This window comes from Halomonas sp. ALS9 (assembly GCF_001651035.1).
Taxonomy (GTDB): domain Bacteria; phylum Pseudomonadota; class Gammaproteobacteria; order Pseudomonadales; family Halomonadaceae; genus Vreelandella.
This window is the reverse complement of sequence record NZ_LXRG01000152.1, coordinates 1-19,170: the sequence shown is the minus strand read 5'-3', so window position 1 is coordinate 19,170 and position 19,170 is coordinate 1. Positions and strand designations below refer to the sequence as shown.

Annotated in this window: 16 protein-coding genes; 4 read left to right on the top strand and 12 right to left on the bottom strand. The window is 53.7% G+C overall.

Going from position 1 to position 19,170, the window contains the following annotated elements:
* Positions 1–66: 66 nt before the first annotated feature.
* From phaC to prmB, 5 genes are all read right to left on the bottom strand, one after another.
* Positions 67–1,983, bottom strand: a complete 1,917-nt coding sequence (phaC, locus tag A6R74_RS10610; RefSeq protein WP_064234469.1) for a class I poly(R)-hydroxyalkanoic acid synthase — start codon at positions 1,981–1,983, stop codon at positions 67–69.
* A gap of 128 nt (positions 1,984–2,111) precedes the next feature.
* Positions 2,112–2,522, bottom strand: coding sequence for a phasin family protein (locus A6R74_RS10605; protein WP_035584005.1), 411 nt, complete (start codon positions 2,520–2,522; stop codon positions 2,112–2,114).
* Between the two features lie 225 nt (positions 2,523–2,747).
* Positions 2,748–3,170, bottom strand: a complete 423-nt coding sequence (locus tag A6R74_RS10600; protein WP_064234468.1) for a hypothetical protein — start codon at positions 3,168–3,170, stop codon at positions 2,748–2,750.
* A 104-nt stretch (positions 3,171–3,274) separates the two neighbouring features.
* On the bottom strand, positions 3,275–4,366 hold the full coding sequence (gene aroC / locus A6R74_RS10595; protein ID WP_064234467.1) for a chorismate synthase: 1,092 nt from the start codon (positions 4,364–4,366) through the stop codon (positions 3,275–3,277).
* A gap of 13 nt (positions 4,367–4,379) precedes the next feature.
* Positions 4,380–5,339: a 50S ribosomal protein L3 N(5)-glutamine methyltransferase gene (prmB, locus tag A6R74_RS10590; protein ID WP_064234466.1), complete on the bottom strand. Its 960-nt coding sequence runs from the start codon at positions 5,337–5,339 to the stop codon at positions 4,380–4,382.
* A gap of 168 nt (positions 5,340–5,507) precedes the next feature.
* Between prmB and A6R74_RS10585 the strand changes: the two genes are divergently transcribed.
* Positions 5,508–6,077 carry a Smr/MutS family protein gene (locus tag A6R74_RS10585; protein WP_064234465.1) on the top strand — a complete coding sequence of 190 codons (570 nt, stop codon included), beginning with the start codon at positions 5,508–5,510 and terminating at the stop codon, positions 6,075–6,077.
* Positions 6,078–6,081: 4 nt separating this feature from the next.
* Here the strand turns inward: A6R74_RS10585 and A6R74_RS10580 are convergent, their stop codons facing one another.
* From A6R74_RS10580 to A6R74_RS10565, 4 genes are all read right to left on the bottom strand, one after another.
* A complete protein-coding gene (locus A6R74_RS10580; protein ID WP_240488210.1) occupies positions 6,082–7,167 on the bottom strand; it encodes a patatin-like phospholipase family protein in 1,086 nt (361 codons plus the stop codon).
* Positions 7,168–7,181: 14 nt separating this feature from the next.
* Positions 7,182–8,087, bottom strand: coding sequence for an alpha/beta fold hydrolase (locus A6R74_RS10575; protein WP_064234464.1), 906 nt, complete (start codon positions 8,085–8,087; stop codon positions 7,182–7,184).
* Between the two features lie 255 nt (positions 8,088–8,342).
* The gene (locus A6R74_RS10570; RefSeq protein WP_064234463.1) at positions 8,343–10,928 is read right to left on the bottom strand and encodes an ABC transporter permease; all 2,586 of its coding nucleotides are present in this window, start codon (positions 10,926–10,928) and stop codon (positions 8,343–8,345) included.
* Positions 10,925–11,647: an ABC transporter ATP-binding protein gene (locus A6R74_RS10565; RefSeq protein ID WP_064234470.1), complete on the bottom strand. Its 723-nt coding sequence runs from the start codon at positions 11,645–11,647 to the stop codon at positions 10,925–10,927. The genes A6R74_RS10570 and A6R74_RS10565 overlap by 4 nt, the downstream gene beginning before the upstream one ends.
* 169 nt (positions 11,648–11,816) lie before the next feature.
* On the opposite strand from A6R74_RS10565, the gene A6R74_RS10560 reads away from it, so the two are divergent.
* The 3 genes from A6R74_RS10560 to A6R74_RS10550 all read left to right on the top strand — a co-directional run bounded on the left by A6R74_RS10560 (position 11,817) and on the right by A6R74_RS10550 (position 15,252).
* The gene (locus tag A6R74_RS10560) at positions 11,817–12,533 is read left to right on the top strand and encodes an arylesterase (RefSeq protein ID WP_064234462.1); all 717 of its coding nucleotides are present in this window, start codon (positions 11,817–11,819) and stop codon (positions 12,531–12,533) included.
* Between the two features lie 86 nt (positions 12,534–12,619).
* Positions 12,620–13,336 carry a transglutaminase-like cysteine peptidase gene (locus A6R74_RS10555; RefSeq protein WP_064234461.1) on the top strand — a complete coding sequence of 239 codons (717 nt, stop codon included), beginning with the start codon at positions 12,620–12,622 and terminating at the stop codon, positions 13,334–13,336.
* Positions 13,337–13,350: 14 nt separating this feature from the next.
* Entirely contained in the window at positions 13,351–15,252 is a 1,902-nt protein-coding gene (locus A6R74_RS10550; RefSeq protein ID WP_064234460.1) for a bifunctional diguanylate cyclase/phosphodiesterase, read from the top strand.
* A gap of 66 nt (positions 15,253–15,318) precedes the next feature.
* Here A6R74_RS10550 and A6R74_RS10545 read toward each other — a convergent pair whose 3' ends face one another.
* The 3 genes from A6R74_RS10545 to A6R74_RS23220 all read right to left on the bottom strand — a co-directional run.
* On the bottom strand, positions 15,319–15,639 hold the full coding sequence (locus A6R74_RS10545; RefSeq protein ID WP_064234459.1) for a hypothetical protein: 321 nt from the start codon (positions 15,637–15,639) through the stop codon (positions 15,319–15,321).
* Positions 15,640–15,689: 50 nt separating this feature from the next.
* A complete protein-coding gene (locus tag A6R74_RS10540) occupies positions 15,690–16,166 on the bottom strand; it encodes a hypothetical protein (RefSeq protein WP_064234458.1) in 477 nt (158 codons plus the stop codon).
* Between the two features lie 73 nt (positions 16,167–16,239).
* On the bottom strand, positions 16,240–19,170 hold a 2,931-nt coding region (locus tag A6R74_RS23220; RefSeq protein WP_125410294.1), incomplete at its 5' end, for a type I secretion C-terminal target domain-containing protein.

Below are 19,170 nucleotides of genomic sequence, written 5' to 3'. Positions count from 1 at the left end.
CAACTTTTGGGGTGCAGTTCAAAATCAGCGGGCTTTTTGTTGGTTTGTAAACATTAGCGACGACGATTAAGGTTTAGACGGGCGTTCTTCTAGCACCTCTGGGATCGTCATTTTCACATAGCGCCCTGGCGCAGGCTCAATCACCTTGAGCTCTCCGTCACCGGGCTGGCGCACGGGCAGCATTTTTTCGCTATCCGCATAACCATTGTCGGTCATCCACGCCTGCCAATGGGGCCACCAGGAGCCTTCCTGAGCCGTTGCGCTTTCCAGCCATGCCTCATGACTTTCCGGCAGTGCATCGTTCGTCCAGTAGCCATACTTGTTCTTATGGGGCGGGTTGACGATACCCGCGATATGCCCCGAACCGCCTAGCACAAAGGTAACCGGCCCCTTGGGAAGCAAGGCCCCGTAGTAAGTACTGTTCCATTTGGCGATATGGTCTTCTTTGGTAGACACAAAGTAGCTGGGCGCCGACACCTTGCGCAGATCAATTTTCACTCCATCCAGCTCAATACCATCTGGTTCAACCAAGCGGTTTTCCAAGTACATATGGCGCAGGTACCAAGCATGTGTGCCAGCCGCCAAATTGGTACCGTCAGTATTCCAGTAGAGCAGATCAAAGGCGGCGGGGGTTTCTCCCTTCAAGTAATTATTAATATAGAACGACCAAAACAGATCATTCTCACGCAACAGGTTGAAGGTGTAAGCCATTGAGCGCCCATCAAGGTAACCCTTCGCTTCTAGCGTTTGCTCAATTCCCTCAACAACTCGTTCGTTAAGGAAGACACCGATGTCACCTGGGTCACGAAAATCCTGCAGCGTGGCCATATAGGTCACCGACTTTACTTTGCGCCCGCGCCGAGTGCTGGTGAGGTACGCCACCGTGGAGGCGGTCAACGTGCCTCCGACACAATAGCTGAGTAGGTTCACCGACTTCTCACCACAGGCCTGCTCAATGGCTTCTATCGCGCTAATCGGCCCCATCTGCATATAGTCGGCCCAGGTGATATCGCGCTGCTCCGGGCCAGGGTTACGCCATGAGATCAAGAACACGGTGTGGCCTTGATCCACCAGCCACTTAACCATTGAGTTATCTTCACGCAGGTCAAGGATGTAGTACTTATTGATCCACGGCGGCACCATCAGCAGCGGTGTTTTAAAGGTCTTTTCCGTGGTGGGTGTGTACTGGATAAGTTGGATCAGTTCATTTTCATACACCACGGCACCGGGCGTTACGGCGATGTTATCGCCCACGCCAAAGGCCGCGCGATCGGTCATGCGGACATTAATGCCTTCAGCTGAATTGCCTAAATCCTCTCGCAGCCGCTCCAAGCCATCGATCAAATTTTGGCCGCGGGTTTCAATGGTGCGACGCATGACTTCGGGATTAGTCGACATAAAGTTGGTTGGCGCCATCGCGTTGACCAACTGGCGGGCATAAAAACCCAAATTACGCTTATGGGTGTCGTCCAAGCCACCCAAGCTTTCAACCAGCTCTTCCACCATCTGCGAAAACAGCAAATACTGCTGCATGATGGACATATAGTGTGGATCTTGCGTCCAGGCGTCGTCTTTAAAGCGACGATCACTCTTGTCGGGCATAATCAGCGGTTTGACTTGTTCACCGGCCATACTACGCATGGCCTGTTGCCACAATAGCCACTGATCCTGCAGTAATCGGGTTTGGGTCTCCCACAGCAGCGTAGGATTTTGCATTAGCGACTGCGCGCCCGCCTCAAAGCTTTCACGCATATCGCTGTAAATTGAATCGGCGGCTTCACTGGGCGCAATACGGGAAAGCAGATCCTGCATCAATCCTTGGTACTGTTCACTAATCTCTTTAAGCTGATTATTCCAATCTTCGATTTCAGAGGGGGATAGACCTTCAGGAACGCCTTGACCCAGCCCTTTCGAAAAACCTTGCGAAAGGCTTTCAGATAGCCCTGACATTGTCTGAAAAGGATTTTGCCACGCTGACTGCATACTTACTCTCCCTACGCCTGTAAGCAGGCGCACTGAACGCTCTAACCCAGGGTGCAATGACCCAGATTGTTATAATCAATACGACAAATGCATCGCGGCGCCCTTGGGCGCCGCGATGATGCCGCTAATCAGCTCTTACGCGATGACTGACTGGAGGCTTTGGCAGGTTGCTCGCCTTTAGTAGCCGCTTTGGCTTGCTCGGACATTTGCTGACCGGCTTCGCTGAACATCTTTTCCATTTCAGACTTGAACTGCAGGCTCATCTCGCTCATTACACGCGCGTCTTCCTGCATCTGCTGGGAAAGCTCATTCATCATTTCAGCTTGCTTGGTGCCAAAATCACGCAGGCTTTCTGCGTCTTGAATTTCAGTCGCGCTACGAATGCGCTCGGTACCCATCTGGCTGTAGCGCTTCATGGCTTCCAGCTGATACTGGGTCATTTTTTCCATGTTGTTGAGCATCAGCGAATTAATTTTGCGCATTGGCTCAAACATTTGCTTAGTTTGCGCGTTAAAGGCGTCCATCATATTGTCTTGCATAGTGTCTGCTCCTGTTTCGTTCCTTGGCATGAGCCTTGGAGTGACTCATCGTGGTGTAGCTTGTTCTTGCCTTGCTGAGTCTTGCTTTCTTTGTATTGCACTACTGGGTCTTGCTCTACTGGGTCTTGCCTTGCTAAACCTTGACTTGCTTAAATTGCTGCACTGCAAAAAGAGTAGACCTAACCATACTGCATTGCAACATGCTTCGACTCGCGCTTTTACCCACTAACCTTTTGCTCGAGAGCGGGAAGAGGCGCTGGCGTTAGCCTTAGCACTCTTCTCACTTGGTGTCTCTTTATCCGACGACGATTTACTTGATCCAGACTGACTCGCTTGTTTATCAGTTGTAGCCTTTTCACCACTGGTACCTGCTTGGCGCAGCATGTCCAGCATCATTTGCTGATAAGTACCGAAATTCGCTAGTCCTTGAGACAACCCTTCGGATAACCCCTGCGAGAGCCCTGGCTGCATCATCGGCTGCTGGAGAAAAGGCCGCATCAAACTCATGGGGTCGTAGCCTTCTACTCCAGACTCCATTTGCCGTTGGATATTTTCCAGCAGGTTTTTCTGGAAGGCTTCAACATCCGGCAGACCCAGCGATTGGCGAAATTCATCAGGGGTAAGATCAAACTCAACGTTAATCTTCATAGGCGTCTCCTGCACTGTTTATAACGACCAGTTTGTCACGACCAATCGTCATGCATTTGTTTTGTTTGAGTGTAGCAGCGAACTACAAATCTCACCGTATTGCGTTAGCGCTGGGTTAAACGCGGCGTATCAACGCTCACCTCACCATTTTGTCCGCGCTGGCGCAGCCAGTGATCCAGCAGCGTAATCGCCATCATCGCCTCAGCAATGGGCGTTGCGCGAATACCCACACAGGGGTCGTGACGCCCTTTCGTAATCACCTCCACCGCCTGGCCATGGATATCAATAGAGCGGCCCGGCGTGGTGATACTGGACGTCGGCTTTAGTGCTAGGCGAGCCACAATGGGCTGGCCGCTGGAGATACCACCAAGCACACCGCCAGCGTGATTGGAGAGAAAACCTTCTGGCGTCATCTCGTCCCGGTGTTCACTGCCGCGCTGGGCGATACAGCCAAAACCTGCACCTATCTCAACACCTTTTACCGCATTAATACTCATCAAACCATGCGCCAGATCAGCATCCAGGCGGTCAAATACAGGCTCGCCCAGCCCAACCGGCACGCCCTCAGCAATCACGGTAATCTCAGCACCCACTGAATCCTGGTCGCGGCGTAGCTGGTCCATATAGGCTTCCAGTTCGGCTACGCGCGCCGGGTCAGGGCAGAAAAACGCATTTTGGCCCACCGACTCCCACTGTTTGAATTCAATCTTGATCGGGCCTAGCTGACTCATATAGCCGCGAATCTGCACCCCTTGGGCGGCCAGATATTTCTTGGCGATTGCGCCGGCGGCCACACGCATGGCGGTTTCACGGGCGCTTGAACGCCCGCCGCCGCGATAGTCCCGGTGACCATATTTATGGTGGTAGGTGTAATCCGCGTGGGCAGGCCGAAACTGCTCTTTAATTTTTGAGTAGTCGTTGGAGCGCTGGTCGGTATTTTCGATTAACAGGCCAATGGAGGTACCGGTGGTCTTACCTTCAAACACACCGGACAGAATGCGCACCTGATCAGGCTCTTTGCGCTGGGTAGTATGCCGTGAACTACCCGGCCGACGGCGATCCAGGTCGTGCTGTAAATCAGCTTCACTTAACTCAAGCCCTGGCGGGCAGCCATCAACGATGGCGCCGAGCGCAGGGCCGTGACTCTCACCAAAGGTAGTGACGGTAAATAATTTGCCAAAGGTATTGCCAGACATGGCGGTTAGTTCCTCACAGGAAAGACGCCGCATGGGCGTCGAGTTCAGCGACGCTCAAGGCAAATACGCCCTGGCCGCCACGCTCGAATTCAAGCCACAGGAAAGGCACGTCGGGAAACGCCTCTTCCACATGGCGATCAGAGTTGCCGACTTCGACAATCAGCCAGCCCTCATCGGTTAAGTGTTCCCGCGCTTCACGCAGTATACGCCGCACAATATCCAAGCCATCGCTGCCTGCGCCCAGTGCTAATGAGGGCTCATGGTGAAACTCGGCGGGCATAGTGGCAAGGTCACGGGCATCCACATAGGGCGGATTGGAGACGATGAGATCAAAACGCCGCCCTTCCAAGCCACTAAAGACGTCCGATTCGACCGCCCGTACCCGATCGCCCACATCGTGGCGGGTAATATTTTGCCGTGCCACGGCTAGAGCATCCTGGCTGATATCAGCAAGCGCTACTTCGCAGGTGGGCAAATAGAGGGCTGTGGCAATGCCGATACAGCCGGAGCCAGTGCATAAGTCCAGCACGCTGGCGGGCGGCTCTTCGGGGAACCAGGCGGCAAAGCCATCCTCAATCAGCTCAGCAATCGGCGAGCGAGGAATCAGCACGCGCTCATCAACGCTAAACGGATGACCAGCAAAGAAGCTCTCGCCGAGCAAATAAGGCAGCGGGCGGCGGGTGGTGATACGCTCCCGCGCTAGAGCAATAATCCGCTGGCGTTCAACGGGAAGTAGCCGCGCCTCAAGGACACTGGGGTCAATATCCCACGGCAGGTGCAGCGCGCCTAGGCACAGCGCCACCGCCTCATCCCAGGCTGAGTCAGTGCCATGGCCATAGTGCAGCCCCGCCAGATAAAACTCGCTGGAGACCCAGCGCAGGTAGTCGCGCAGCGTAAACAGCTGGCTCACCAGCAACGACTCCGACAGGGAAAGGGTTGAGTGTGAGTGCTCAACGTTGAGATGCGTGGTCACAGCGGCTCCTAATTGACAAGGCTCATGGCAATAAAGCGTTATACGGATAACGAATAAAAAGATTGTACCTTTCACTTCGTCCGGTTCACAGCAACGCTCAGCCCGCTATACTGTGCTCGTTTAGCTGATTCAGCTTTTTTACCACTTTTTCTGCCACCCGAGCCTGCCATGACGCGACACCGCCACCTGCCTAGTGATGACGATATCAGTGCCTTCCGCGACGCCTTAAAGGCGGCGGGCGTACGCCCTATCGCCACTAATCAGGCCGATCCTGGCAAGCCCAAACGCGACAACAAGGCCCATGAGGCGCGGCGCTCCGCAGCGGTTGAGAACAGCACGCAGCAGGCTAGTGGACGCACCTCGGATGGCCGGGTGGAAGCCGTACGTCCCTCCGAGTACCTAGAGTTCAGCGTGCCCGACTTGCCATGGCGCACCTTTAGTCAGTTAAAACGCGGCCAAACGGCGTGGCAGGCAGGGCTTGATCTGCATGGCTATACGCTGGAGGAGGCACGCGCTGAGTTAGAAAGCTTTCTACGCGATTCAGCGGGGCAAGGCCTGCGCTGCGTGCTGGTGGTGCACGGCAAGGCGTGGGGCACCACCTCGGACTTTCCGGTGCTCAAAAGCCATACCAACACTTGGCTGCGAGAGTGGCCGGGAGTGCTGGCGTTCTGCTCGGCCATTGATATCGACGGTGGCACCGGTGCGGTGTATATATTGCTGCGCAAACGGGGCCAATAGGCGGCTACTCGGTAGCGTCAGAAGCGATACCGGGCATGCGCCGCTCCAATGCTTCATCGGCTAAATGTCGGCCAAGACGAATCAAATCTCGACCTCGGTAAAATTCGTAAGTACTGCACACGGTTTTGGGTATTTCGATCAGCACATCGGGTGGGTAACCGGCAATCTTGTACTTGGCCAACGCTGCTTGGGTAATATCAAACGACTCCAAAATCATATCGAGCTTGCTCCACTCGCGTTTGCCGCGCGCTTCAATGGTTTCTTCTAGCTCTTCGTCGTCGCCCTCCACGTTTGTGCCATCACCATTTGCCCCAAACCCTGCCCACAGTTTTTGGGTAGCGGCGCGCACATCGCCTATCCAACTACCCATGCGTTGATCACGGTCGATCTCGTTTTGGGTGCGACTATCGACTGCGTCCTCCTCTTCAGGCAGTAACTCCTCTAAGGTTACCGGCAACGGGCTATGGGCCGTCACATTCACCGCCACCACAAAGTCTGCCTGGTGGGCAGCTACCATGGGCATAATCGGCAATGGGTTAAGCAGTCCGCCATCCACTAGCACCTGCCCGCCTAAATGAACCGGCGTTATAACCCCCGGCACGGCCATTGAGGCACGAATCGCCTGCAGCAATGGGCCACTTTGAAACCACACTTCTCGTTGACGCACCAAATCAGTTGCCACTGTGGTGACGGGGATCGCTAGGTCTTCTATCAGAATATCGCCGACCAGCGTTTCCAGTTTGCTCATGACCTTACTGGCGCGCATCGCGCCCATCGGGCTCCAAGTGACATCGACCAGTTTGAGCACATCCAGGTAGTCTAGCTGGCACACCCAATCACGGTATTCAGGCAGCTTACCTGCGGCATAAATCCCGCCAATCACCGCCCCCATTGAACATCCAGATACGGCCACGATTTCAAACCCTCGCGCCTCCAGCGCTTCAATCACGCCGATGTGGGCATAACCGCGGGCACCACCGCTACCCAGCACCAGTGCGACCTTATGGCCACTACTGTTGCCACTGCTATTATTACCACTGCTATTACCACGACTACTGCCACCACTGTTCAAATGCGCCAATTCGTTCATGCTACGCTCCTTCCCTAGCCAGCACTGGCGTTACCCCAGTGACCGCTAATAACTGCGGCGACTTGCGCCACTGCCCTGGGCTCCAAGTGTAAGTGGTGGCCCCCCTTGAGCACCTGGCGCGTTAACCCTTTTACCGCTTGTCGCGCCTCTTGGGCCCATTTGCGCTCGCCCAAAATCCCCTGTTCACCTTCTATCAATAGCAGCGGAGCGGTAATCTCCGCCAGTAGTGAAATGACTTGTTCGGGTGTAAAACGCACTAGGGACGGCTTCAGCAGTCGGCTGTCTGTGCGCATTTGCACATGACCATCGGCGGTAGGTTGGGTATTCCGCTCCACTAGTGGCGTTGCCGTTATGCTATCCACCGGCGTGACCCCGCCTGCTACACGTGCAGCGACGGCACTTTCGATATCGGGGTAGCGCGGCGCTCGTGACAGAGGCCGTCGGTAGGCGGTTAGCCCCTTACGCAGTTGGCTGGCGGTCTCATCAGTGGGCGTGTTTAGCGCCCCCAGCCCATCAATTAGTGTTAACCGTTCGACTCGCTCGGGTAGCGCAGCCGCAAGTAAGCAGGCCACCGCGGCGCCCATGGAGTGGGCCAGTAAGCTGGTTTGCTCCAGTTCCAAGGATGCCATCGCATCCAACACGTCATGGCAATAGTCCCACAACGCATAATCGCCCCCCTCAGGCACGTGCTCTGAGTGGCCATGGCCGCGGAAATCCAGCGCCACAAGACGAATATCCAACGCCTCTACCAGCAGCGGTGCTAGCCGGGTAAAGCTGGCCGCATTATCCAGCCAGCCGTGCAAAGCAAGCCAAACGGGGGCATCAGTTCGGCCCCAGCTCAACGCCGCTAAGCGACCCTGAGCAAGTGAAAGCGGCTGCGGCGCATAAGCTCGCACAGCCGTCGAGTTAGATGGAGGCATAATTCACAGTCCCGAATAAACAGCTAGCGAGCCAATACAAACAGTAACATCATCAGGCAAGTAAGATGACGGCGTAGGCGACAAACGTTACCATGCTAGGCATATTTCACCTCACTATATGGTTGGTGCTGTTATGAAACCCCGTCGCGATACCCGCGCCCGTAATCTAGTCTTTTTTGTTGCTGTTATCAGCGCTACCGTTGTTGGTTTTTGGCTCGCCAAATAAGCGATTGCTCACTAAGTGAAACGTCAACACTAAGCCTCGCCTAGCAAGCCCAGGCTGGCGGCTGGCGCTTGGCGACGTAGATCACGCGAAAGCGCGTGACCAATGATGCCGATCAACAACGCCCCGCCAACGGGGAGCAAAACCCATAGACCCAGGTGCAAACGCGGGGTGAGATCCAGTAGGTAAATATACAGCACCGCCGAGGTTAGCTCTGCAAGCACTGCGCCCATTAAACCGCTGGCGAAGCCCAATAGCGCATACTCCGCCCCCTGCACCCGTGAAATCATCCGGCTGCCTGCGCCAAATACGCGCAGCAGACCGCTTTCATGGGCGCGCACCGGAAGACTTGCGGTCAGCGCGGCATACAACACGCTAATGCCTGCCAGTAGTACCAGAGCGAGCACTAACTCCACCGCTCGGGTAACCTGGGCGAGCACATCCCGCACCTGGCCTAAAATCGCGTCCACGTTAAGCAGCGAGACACCGGGGAAGTTAGTGATCAGCTCGCGGATCAGCCCCTGTTCCGCTTCAGGCAGATGAAAAGCGGTAATGTAGCTATGGCCAAACGGCTCCAGCACTCCCGGCGGGAAAATGACGAAGAAATTAGGCTGAAAGCTATCCCAATTGAGACTGCGCAGACTGGTGATTTGGGTGGTAATCTCATCGCTACCCACCGAGAACGTCATCTCATCCCCAATACTCAACCCAAGCCTTTCAGCCAGCCCATCTTCCATCGATATAGGCACTGGGCTTGTTTGTTGAGTTGCCGCTTGGGGCGTTGCATCGACGGCGCTTATCCAGCCTTGACTCGCGTCTCCTCTAGTTTGCGCGGATGAAAACCACTCGCCGGCCACCACTTCATTACCTTCTGGCACGTCTGATTGCCAGGTGAGGTTAAGCTCTCGGCGTAACGAGTTATCGCCCCGCGCATCCGGCGGCACGGCGTCTCTCGGCGGCTGATCATTAATCGCAATCACCCGGCCACGCACCATCGGGTAGAGGGTGCTTTGGGTTTCCACCCGAGGCGAGACGGCTGCCTCAAAGGAGTCACGCTCGGAAGGCTGAATATTGATGGCAAAATAGTTGGGGGTATTTTCAGGCAGTTGATCCTGCCAGGTGCTTAGCAAGTCGCCGCGCACCAAGACAATCATCGCCATGGCAAAAAAGGTCACCGAGAAAGCCAACAGTTGCCCTAGACCCGCTTGGCGACGCCGGGCCAACTGGCGGCCGCCTAAACGCAGCGCCTGTGACCACTCACTGCGTCCGGAGAACCGCTGCACAACCCGCAGCAAGCCGCTCAGCAGCAGCGCGCTAATCATCCACAGGACGCCCAGTAAAAGCGCACCGCCGATCAATAGTCCAATCGCCAGCGGCAGGCTACCCGAATAGAGCCACAGCAACCCGCCAAACACGATACTCGCCACGCCAACGACCAGCCAAGCCGATGGCGGCATTGGATCAAGCTCACGACGCAGTACTTTAAGTGCACTGACTTGTTTGATACGCAGCAGCGTTGGCCCAGCAAAGCCAACCAGTACAGAAAGCGCGGTGAATACCCCCAGCCCCAGTGGCATCAGCCCTGGTGGCGGGAGTGTCATGGGTAGAAAGCTCACCAGCAGCCAAATCAGTACCGCTTGCCCCAGAAGCCCAAGTAGCGCCCCAATCACTGCCGCTACCAGTGCTAAGCCAAGTAACTGAAGGGTAAAAATCGTCACTAATTGGCGCTGGCTGGCACCAAAGCAACGCAGCAGCGCAGCGGTATCCAGATGACGCTCCACATAACGACGGGTAGACATCGCCACAGCCACGCCCGCAAGTAGCACCGCCGCTAAGCCGGCTAATCCCAGATAGCTTTCTGCACGCTGCAACGCATTGCCAAGCTGTGGGCGGTCGACACGTACATCGCGCACCTCTACCCCATCACGGCGTAGCTCAGCAAGCAGCCCCTGTACTTGATCCAGCGCAGCCGGAGCCCCTGCAGCGAGTATTTCAAACTCAACCCGAGAACCTTCTTGCACCAGGCCAGTGGCTTCGACATCCGCCGTGTTCATCATCAAGCGGGGGTTAAAATTACCAAAACCACCGGATTGATCCGCCTCACGCTCGATAATTCCGCTAATGGTCAGTTCGGTTTGCCCCACTTGCACCCGGTCACCCAGTTCGATTTCGACAAGTTCTATCAGTCGCGGGTCAGCCCATGCCTCTCCAGGCGGCGGGCCAGAGGCAATCTGCTCGGTGCCATCGCCAAAATCCACGTAAGAGACGCCGTAGTGCGGGTAGACCTCATCGACGGCTTTTAAGCTGGCTGGCTGGAAGCGACCATCGCGGCTAATCATCGACACCAGATCTATCTGGTCGCTAAGGACAAAGCCCGCGCTCTCAAGACGCTCGCGCAGTTCCGCAGAAAACGGATCGCGCTGTTCCAGCACCAGATCGCCGCCCAGCATTTGCCCCGCCTGGCGCTCTAAGCCACGCTCTAAGCGGTCGAGAAAAAACGCGATCATAGTGGAGGCCGCAACGGCCAGTACCAGGGCAATAAACAGTGCACGCACATCGGCGGCGCGCAGGTCTCGCTTGAGGCTGCGCATCGCCAAACGCCAATTTACATCACTCATTGCGTACCCTCATCAATCGCAGCCGCTGTGGGTACGGTGTTTTCAGGGACGGCTTCTAACTTGCCATGATCTAAGCGCAGGCAGCGATCACAGCGACGCGCCAGGGCGTGATCGTGGGTAACTAAAATAAGCGTGGTGCCCGCCTCACGGTTTAAGGTGAAGAGTAGATCAATGATTTGCGCCCCAGTATCAGGGTCTAGGTTACCGGTTGGTTCATCGGCGAATACCAGCTCAGGGTCGGTAACAAACGCACGCGCAACGGCAACCCGCTGCTGCTCGCCACCAGAGAGCTGTTTGGGTAAGTGATCCACTCGTTCGCCAAGCCCCACACGTGCTAACCACTGGGCGGCGGTTTTCGTCTCCCCGGCGCGCGGCGACAGTTCAAGGGGTAGCATGACGTTCTCAAGTGCGCTCAAGGTGGGCAGTAGCTGAAAGTTCTGAAACACAAACCCCACTCGACCAGCCCGCAGCGCGGCACGCCCATCTTCATCCAAACGACTCAGCGCGTGGCCAAACAGTGTCAGTTCGCCGTCGCTTGGCGTATCAAGACCGGCCAACAGGCCCAGCAGCGTTGATTTGCCTGCGCCGCTTTTACCTAGAATGGCGACGCTTTCCCCGGCCGCTACGCTCAGCGATAGGTCGTGTAAGATGGTGAGCGAGCGTTCTCCGCTGGTGACCTTTTTAGATAATTTGTCAGCATGGAGTACGGGTGTCCTAATAGCGCTGTGGGGAACATCGTTGACCGCTTGATTGTCGGTAGTAGGCTTGCGCTCACCCTGAGGTGACTCGCTTGACGTTGTTTTATCGATAGCTGCATTCGCAGTTTGATCTGAGGAGCTTGAATTTGAGGAGCTTGAATTTGAGGAGCTGGAATTTGAGGAGTAAGACATGAAGCGTGGCATCCCTATGGCATGGCATGGACTGAACCGCATGGTAACCGCATGGCTGGTGCTGCTGATAGTCACTTTTGCCTCCGGGTCTATCAACGCAGAGCCTGTCAGCGCAGACACAAACTCAGGCCCCACCCTGCTGGTGATGGGCGATAGCTTAAGCGCCGCCTACGGTATAGAGCGTAATGAGGGCTGGGTGAACCTTCTGGCAGAGCGCTTGGAAGGCGATGCACAAGTCATTAACGCCAGCATTAGCGGTGAAACGACGTCCGGGGGGTTACAACGGTTCCCGAATATTATCGGACAGCGGCAGCCGGATATTGTTCTCATCGAACTGGGCGGTAACGATGGTTTGCGCGGCCTACCGCCGAATCAAATGCAGGCAAACCTGGCCACTATGATTGAGCAGAGCCAACAAGCAGGCGCTCAGGTGCTACTGCTAGGCATCGATATTCCGCCCAACTATGGTCAAGCGTACCGAGATGCGTTTACCGGTGTCTTTTACTCCCTGGCAGAGGAGTACGATGTGCCTCTAGTGCCGTTTCTACTTGAGGGTATCGCCCTCAACGAGGCGCTAATGCAGAGTGACGGCATCCACCCTACCGCCGATGCGCAGCCGATTATTCTGGATAATGTGTGGCCCGAGTTGGCGCCACTGATTGAACCCCTGATTGAACGACAGCTAGAAGCAACGCAGCAGGCAGCGGTTCAATAAGTCCACTCTTTTGACTGAGAGGTGTAGCACTTCAACCCGCCAGCTTGTAATCTTAACCTCAATTTGGCGGTTACTAACGGCGACTCATGCCTGCATCCTCGGATCACAGCCCTCCTGCACTATCTCCTGCACTATCGCGTCGGCAGTTCTTAGCAACTGTCGGCGCGCTTTGGTTGGGCGCAGGTCTTGGCATTCATCCAACGCCCGCGGCAGCATTTGACCCGCAACGTTTACGCCAAAGCATGCAACAGCAGTATGGGCAGACCGGTTTAGCCGTTTTAGAGGAGTGGTTAGCCCTGCTTCAACAGCTGCAGAATCAAGATATTCAAGCCAAACTGCGCGGAGTTAATGACTTCTTTAATCGTCGCATCCGATGGGTAGATGATATCCAGGTGTGGGGAGAAGAAGACTTCTGGGCCACGCCGTTGGAAGCGATGGGTAAAGGCCAGGGTGATTGCGAGGATTACTCCATCGCCAAGTACATTACCCTTAAGCAATTGGGCGTTACGAGCCAGTACCTGCGGATGATTTATGTCCGTGCACGCATTGGGCGTAGTCAAATTACCCAAGCCCATATGGTGCTGGGCTATTACTCAACCCCCGATGCAGAACCGCTGGTGCTGGACAATATTGTACCGTCCATCACCCCTGCCTCTCAGCGTACGGATCTCGACCCACTGTTTAGTTTTAATAGTGATGGCCTTTGGGCTGGCGGTTCATCTGAATCCCGCGCAGATCCGTTGGCGCGTCTATCACGCTGGCGCAGCGTCATCGAACGTATGCAAACCCAGGGTTTCATTTAAGAGGAATTGGCACGATGTCACTTATCAAGCAACTTTGGATTGCCATTATCGCCCTGCTGCTGCTGTCGTTCATTGGTAGCCTCGCCATTAGCATTACCACTAGTCGCGATTATATAGAGCAGGAAGTGCGCATTAAAAATGAAGACAATGCTACTGCGCTGGCGCTTTCCATGAGCCAGCTCGATAAAGACCTTGTCACCCTTGAGCTATTAATCGCAGCTCAATTTGACACAGGTTACTACCGCCAAATCACCCTGCGCGACACGAACGATAGTGTGCTTATTGAGCGCTCAGCCGAAGAATATAGTGGCGATGTGCCTGCCTGGTTTCGTCAGCTTGTTGAGTTTGAGGTGCCAAGCGGCATAGCGACGATTCAAGACGGCTGGCGGCAGTACGGCACGTTGGAGCTTGAGAGCCAGCACAGCTTTGCTTATACCTCTTTATGGCGCAGCATGCTCGAGCTTGCCGCCTGGTTTTTACTTGCAGGGGTGATCAGCTTAGCGATTGCCACCGTGATCGTCCGGGGAATTAAGCACCCGCTTTCCCGCGTTGTTACTCAGGCGCAAGATATCAGCGCGCGGCGGTTTACCACCATTAAAGAGCCACGCACGCTGGAATTACGCCAAGTCACCCAAGCAATGAACGTGCTGTCTGCCAATGTCCATCAGATGCTCAGTCACGAAAGCCATAAGCTGGACGAGTTACGCCGCCATTTACAGCATGATCGTGTCACCGGCGCGCTGAACCGCGATGTGTTTATGGGCAAGCTTTCGTCTCAATTGGGCAGTGAAGATGCCCGCGCGACGGGCATGCTGATCATGGTACGCGTTCAGGCGTTAGAGACCCTAAACGAGCAGCTTGGTTACGCCGCCACCGACCAGCTGTTAAGTACACTGGTTACCCAGCTGGGGCTATTGGACAATGCGTCGGAAGAACCGATGGTAGGCCGCCTTAACGGTAGTGATTTTATCTTTATGCTGCCGCTGATGGATGATGTTGAGGAACTCAGAATCCAGGTGATGGCAGCATTGGGCGAGGTAGCCGCCACGCAGCCTGATGTCGAAATTTATCTACCGACAGCCATTGTGCCTTATGCACCGCACGATGAGCGCGGCACACTGTTAGCCACCTTGGATGACGCTTTGGCACAAGCCGAAAGCCTGACGTCCTTTGAACAGGTAGTCGTGCGTCAGCGCAAGCGTATCTCACTCTATAGCAGCCATGCCGAGTGGCGGAGCGCACTGGAAGCCGCGATCCTAGTTGGCCCAGAATTGGCATACTTCCCGGTAGTCGATGCCCACGGAGACATCATCCATTACGAGTGCCCTGCCCGTTTACTGCTCGGCGGTGAATGGCAAACCGCCGGTGTCTTTATCCCCTGGATAACCCGCTTTGAGATGGAGCCTGCGCTCGACTTAGCCGTGGTGAAAAAAGCACTCACTAACCTGGAAGAGGATCTTAAGCCGGTCGGGATCAACCTCTCCGCCGCATCAATCACTAATACCCAGTTTGTTAACGATCTGCGGACACTGCTGGTAGCACACCCACTGCTGGCCAAACAGCTCTGCTTTGAAGTGCCCGCTACACTTAGCACCCACGCGATTGGCAGCTTACGAGGGCTGTGTACTGCCTTACGACCATTGGGATGCACCTTTGGCATCGAACACGTGGGCGCAGAGTTCACCAAACTGGCGGATTTGCACGATGTAGGGCTTGCTTACCTAAAAATGGATAGCAGCCTTATTCACCAGCTGCATGTTTCAAATGAGCAGCAAACCATCGTGCGCGGAATGGCCACGCTCTGCCATTCGCTGGGCATTCAAGTAATCGGAGAAGGTGTTGCAGACGATGAGGAGATCGCCTGCCTGTTCCGTGTGGGGGTTGATGGTGCCACCGGGCCAGGCATACGCGTTTAACGCATAGACTTAAACGGCTGCGATATATGACCTAGATATATGGTCTTCCTAAATAGTAACGTCGTTCTAGATAGTATCGTCGTCGCTAAGCAAGCCCACATCATTTTTTGACCGCAACGACTTACGCTCCATCACTTTGGCCTGCGCAGCTTCTGGCAGGTCAGTGAACGTGATAACGCCCTTGTCCAGCAACACCTCAAGAATATCTTCGACCACCCTGACAAACGCTAAGTCAGAGGCAATAAAGTGCGCTGAAGAGCCTGGCTGGTCGGCAAGAAACGCTAGCACCTCGGGTGAATCTTGGGCAATTGTTTCAGTGCACTCTGGCGTTGGCTCTTTGCTGAGCATCACGATCTCGCCGGATGTATTGCGTTTTATGTAGAGCATTATCTATACCCCATTATATATAGCCATAATTTTCTAACTTACGTTAAAAGCTACTTTTGCGATGTTCTAGATTTTTTCTCAAGATCAAGATTCTTCAAATATCCTTCGTAGGTTTCGCTATGTGTGATCGAACGTGCCTCGACTCCCACTTTACTAGCCCACTGATTACCTCCACACAGCAAAGCTGCCTGCGTAATCAGATCAACATAGGAAGATCGCAAAATAAAGGCAATACTTTTTTCATAATCGCCACCCTCACGCTCCATTTGCGTCGCAATTTGCCAATTCGAAATAGCGTTCATTAACACTGAGTTCAAGTGTTCAAAATTCTTACGATAAAAAGTATTTCTTGGCAGTTTAATCAGCACATCAAAAAAGAGCTTATTAATTTCGTCGTCACTGAGCACTTTATCTTTATCAATTAAATCGTCCCATTTATGAGCAACATCGCAAATCATTTCTATATATTCGACTGCTAACTTATCGCCTTTCATCCAGCGCAGAAGCTGTATTTCATCAAAGTACATATTTCCCCCTTCACAATCGCAAAAAGCCCCACACGCAGAGTGTGGGGCATTTCTTATCGTTCAGTAGTATTAATTATTGATCTATCTTCAGTTGGCCATCGTCCAACATACCTTGTATAAAGTCTGAAGAACTGCCACCTTGTGGCATCTCAACATCTTTCAATACAATGCGCTGATCCGCATTACTACCATCTTCAGCCAACCCTCCGCCAGATTTGACATGTAATACAGTATCAGTGCCCTGCTGCTCTGCTTTAATGTACTGATCCATGTTTTCCGCATTTTCCCCTTGCAGCAGATCTGCTATATCCAGTCGATCTGCCGTGGAGTCGGCGCCAAACTGCCCCATATTGAAGTCCATGACCTGATCCACAGCAGGTGTCTGCTCAGAACCTTCATCGCTCGACTCCCATACAAAGGTATTGGCGCTGTTACCGCCATACATAATGTCATCACCAGCCCCCCCTACCAGCGTGTCATTGCCACCTTGCCCAAATAGAATGTCATCCCCATCACCGCCGATCAGGATATCGTTACCGACGGTACCCGTGGAGTTATTAAACTCTCCATGATTATCGGTGATGTATGTATGAATCTGCTCCGCAGTAACTTGGTTAGAGTCTGCGAGACCCAACTGGCCTGCAATATAAGCCTTAATAGCGGGCAAGCCGTTACCTTCAATCCCAGCAAAGGTGACCTGATCTCCAAACAGAATATCATTGCCCTCACCACCGGAAATTGTGTCATTGCCAGACGGCAACTGAACATTTTCACCAAGAATAGCATCAGCGAGCTGTTCCGGATTGATGTTCGACTGAACGATGCCATCAGAGTCATATGCCTGAAGACTACTTTCGTTCAAGCTGTCACCCAAGCCAATTGCATTGACCGAGGACTTACCGTCCAGCAGTGCAAAGGCTTCCAATGAATTCTGTACAACCGTCTGCGTAGTACTTCTGCCGTCGCCAGCAAGTTCTGAAATTTCGTATGTTCCGTCGCCCTCGGGCCTGACCTGACCAATAACACTGCTACTCCAACTTCCACCGCCACATCCAGAACTATGAGTCCACTGTTGCACATTGCCACTCGTATCAATGACTTCTCTCATCTGACCATCGATATTCATTGAGTATGCTTGGCCAGGTGTGTAATCAATATCATCGATATTAAGGTTCCAGCGATTCCCTCCTTTGGAGCCAACCACCGCGCTCTCTTTTTCCTTAGCCTGGAAATATGTCGGTAAACCGTCGGTTATAAAATAGGTCAGGTTAGTGCCGGAATTGGCCTGGACAGAGTCCGTATAGAACCAGTTGGCCGTCGCCTTAAAGACGTCTTCGTAGTTGGTACCGCCACCTTGCTGGAATCCATCTAACACTGACTGCAGCTTTGACAGCGCTTGTGGATCCGACAGATCAACACTGACATTTCTTCCTGCCTGGGTATCGAACTCTACCAAGAAGATGTTTACTGTGCCGGCATTATCCTCGCCGACACTCTCTTGAAGTGTATTGAACACTTCGGTCAGTGATGCCTTGGCATTAGCAATATCGGCATTCGACATACTGCCCGATGTATCTACCATAAACGCCAAATTGTAGTTCTCACCTGGCACTAATTGCAGACCAGCAACATCACCAATAATAATGTCGTTTGCACTGGTACCCGTGATGGTATCACCGCCTGGCGAACCTACCACAATGTTGTATTGTTCCACTGCAGTGGTATCAGTGCTTGTTTCAGTGTCTATGACTTGCTGACTTCCAGCGGCATCCTTATATACCTCGCTTGAAGTTACCGTAGCCGTTATATCAAAAGCTCCAGCATTCACAGGTACTTTCATCGTCAACATCAACTGGGCAATGCTATCCCCAGTAGGATTAGTCACCAGCCAACTGCCATCCGATTGGCTAACTACGCCCTCTCCAGTGAGCACCACTCCTGCAGGAATATCCGTTAAAACAACATCCGAAAGTACCTCACTGCCGTCAGTATCAGTCAACAGAGCAGAGAGTTCGACCTCGATAATATCGTAGCCAGTCTGGGTAATCGTGGTGGTAGCGTCGGTTGGCAACATAGTGGAACCATCGCCAAATATAATTCCACGAATGTTATTGACACTAATTGTCACACCAGTAGCCAAATCGGTGATAGTTCCGTCATAACCAGAGTTTTGATGTAGCTCGCCCAGGTTAACGGCATAACTCGTCAACGGTTTGTTTAAGAAAATATAATCTTTGTCATCACCATTGATCGAGTTAACCGCTTGGCTGCCATTCACCAGCTTATTGAAGTCACCGATGAGCGCAATAACATCTCCACCGTTAGTGTTATTGGCGCTACCTGGGTTTAGATTGCCGTCACTAAACGGCGGCTTGATAACCTGACCACTGATTCCTACTGCACTGATTTCAGTGCCCTCAATGGTGATAGTAGCGTTGCCATGCTCAACAGTAATAACTGAGGCACGTACAGACTCAAGTGTGTTACCCAGCGCCACTGAGACCGCAGGGGCATCGGCAACAGGCTTAATGTCGATAGTGAGAGTAGCTTCAGTTCCTTCATTTTGAGCGTCAGTGGGTAGGAACTTCAACTGAGCATAGTCAGCTTCCTGGTTCCCTACCCCCTCACCACCATAGCTGTCGAAGCCTGACTCATTCGCAGTTGGCTTAAAGCGCAGTTGTCCAGCATCTATTTCAGCTCTGGAGAAGCTTGCATCCTCAGCCACACTCTGCCACTGCCCGCTAACATCTTGGAACTCCAATGTTCCCGATGCTGGCAACTGAGTAATTACAATTCCCTGCTCACCAGCAGGTGAATCGTCAGTTATATTAAAATCACTCCATTTTAGTACTAAAGCGGTGTCTTCCTCACCGGTTACTTGTCCACCCGAAGCCTCTGGGGCTGCATCAACACCGTAGTCACGGGCGGCGTCGGCGCTGTAGGCGTTGCCTGCAGTGTCTCCGCCGGTGACTTCAGCGGTCACACTGTCGTTCTCGGCCAGCAC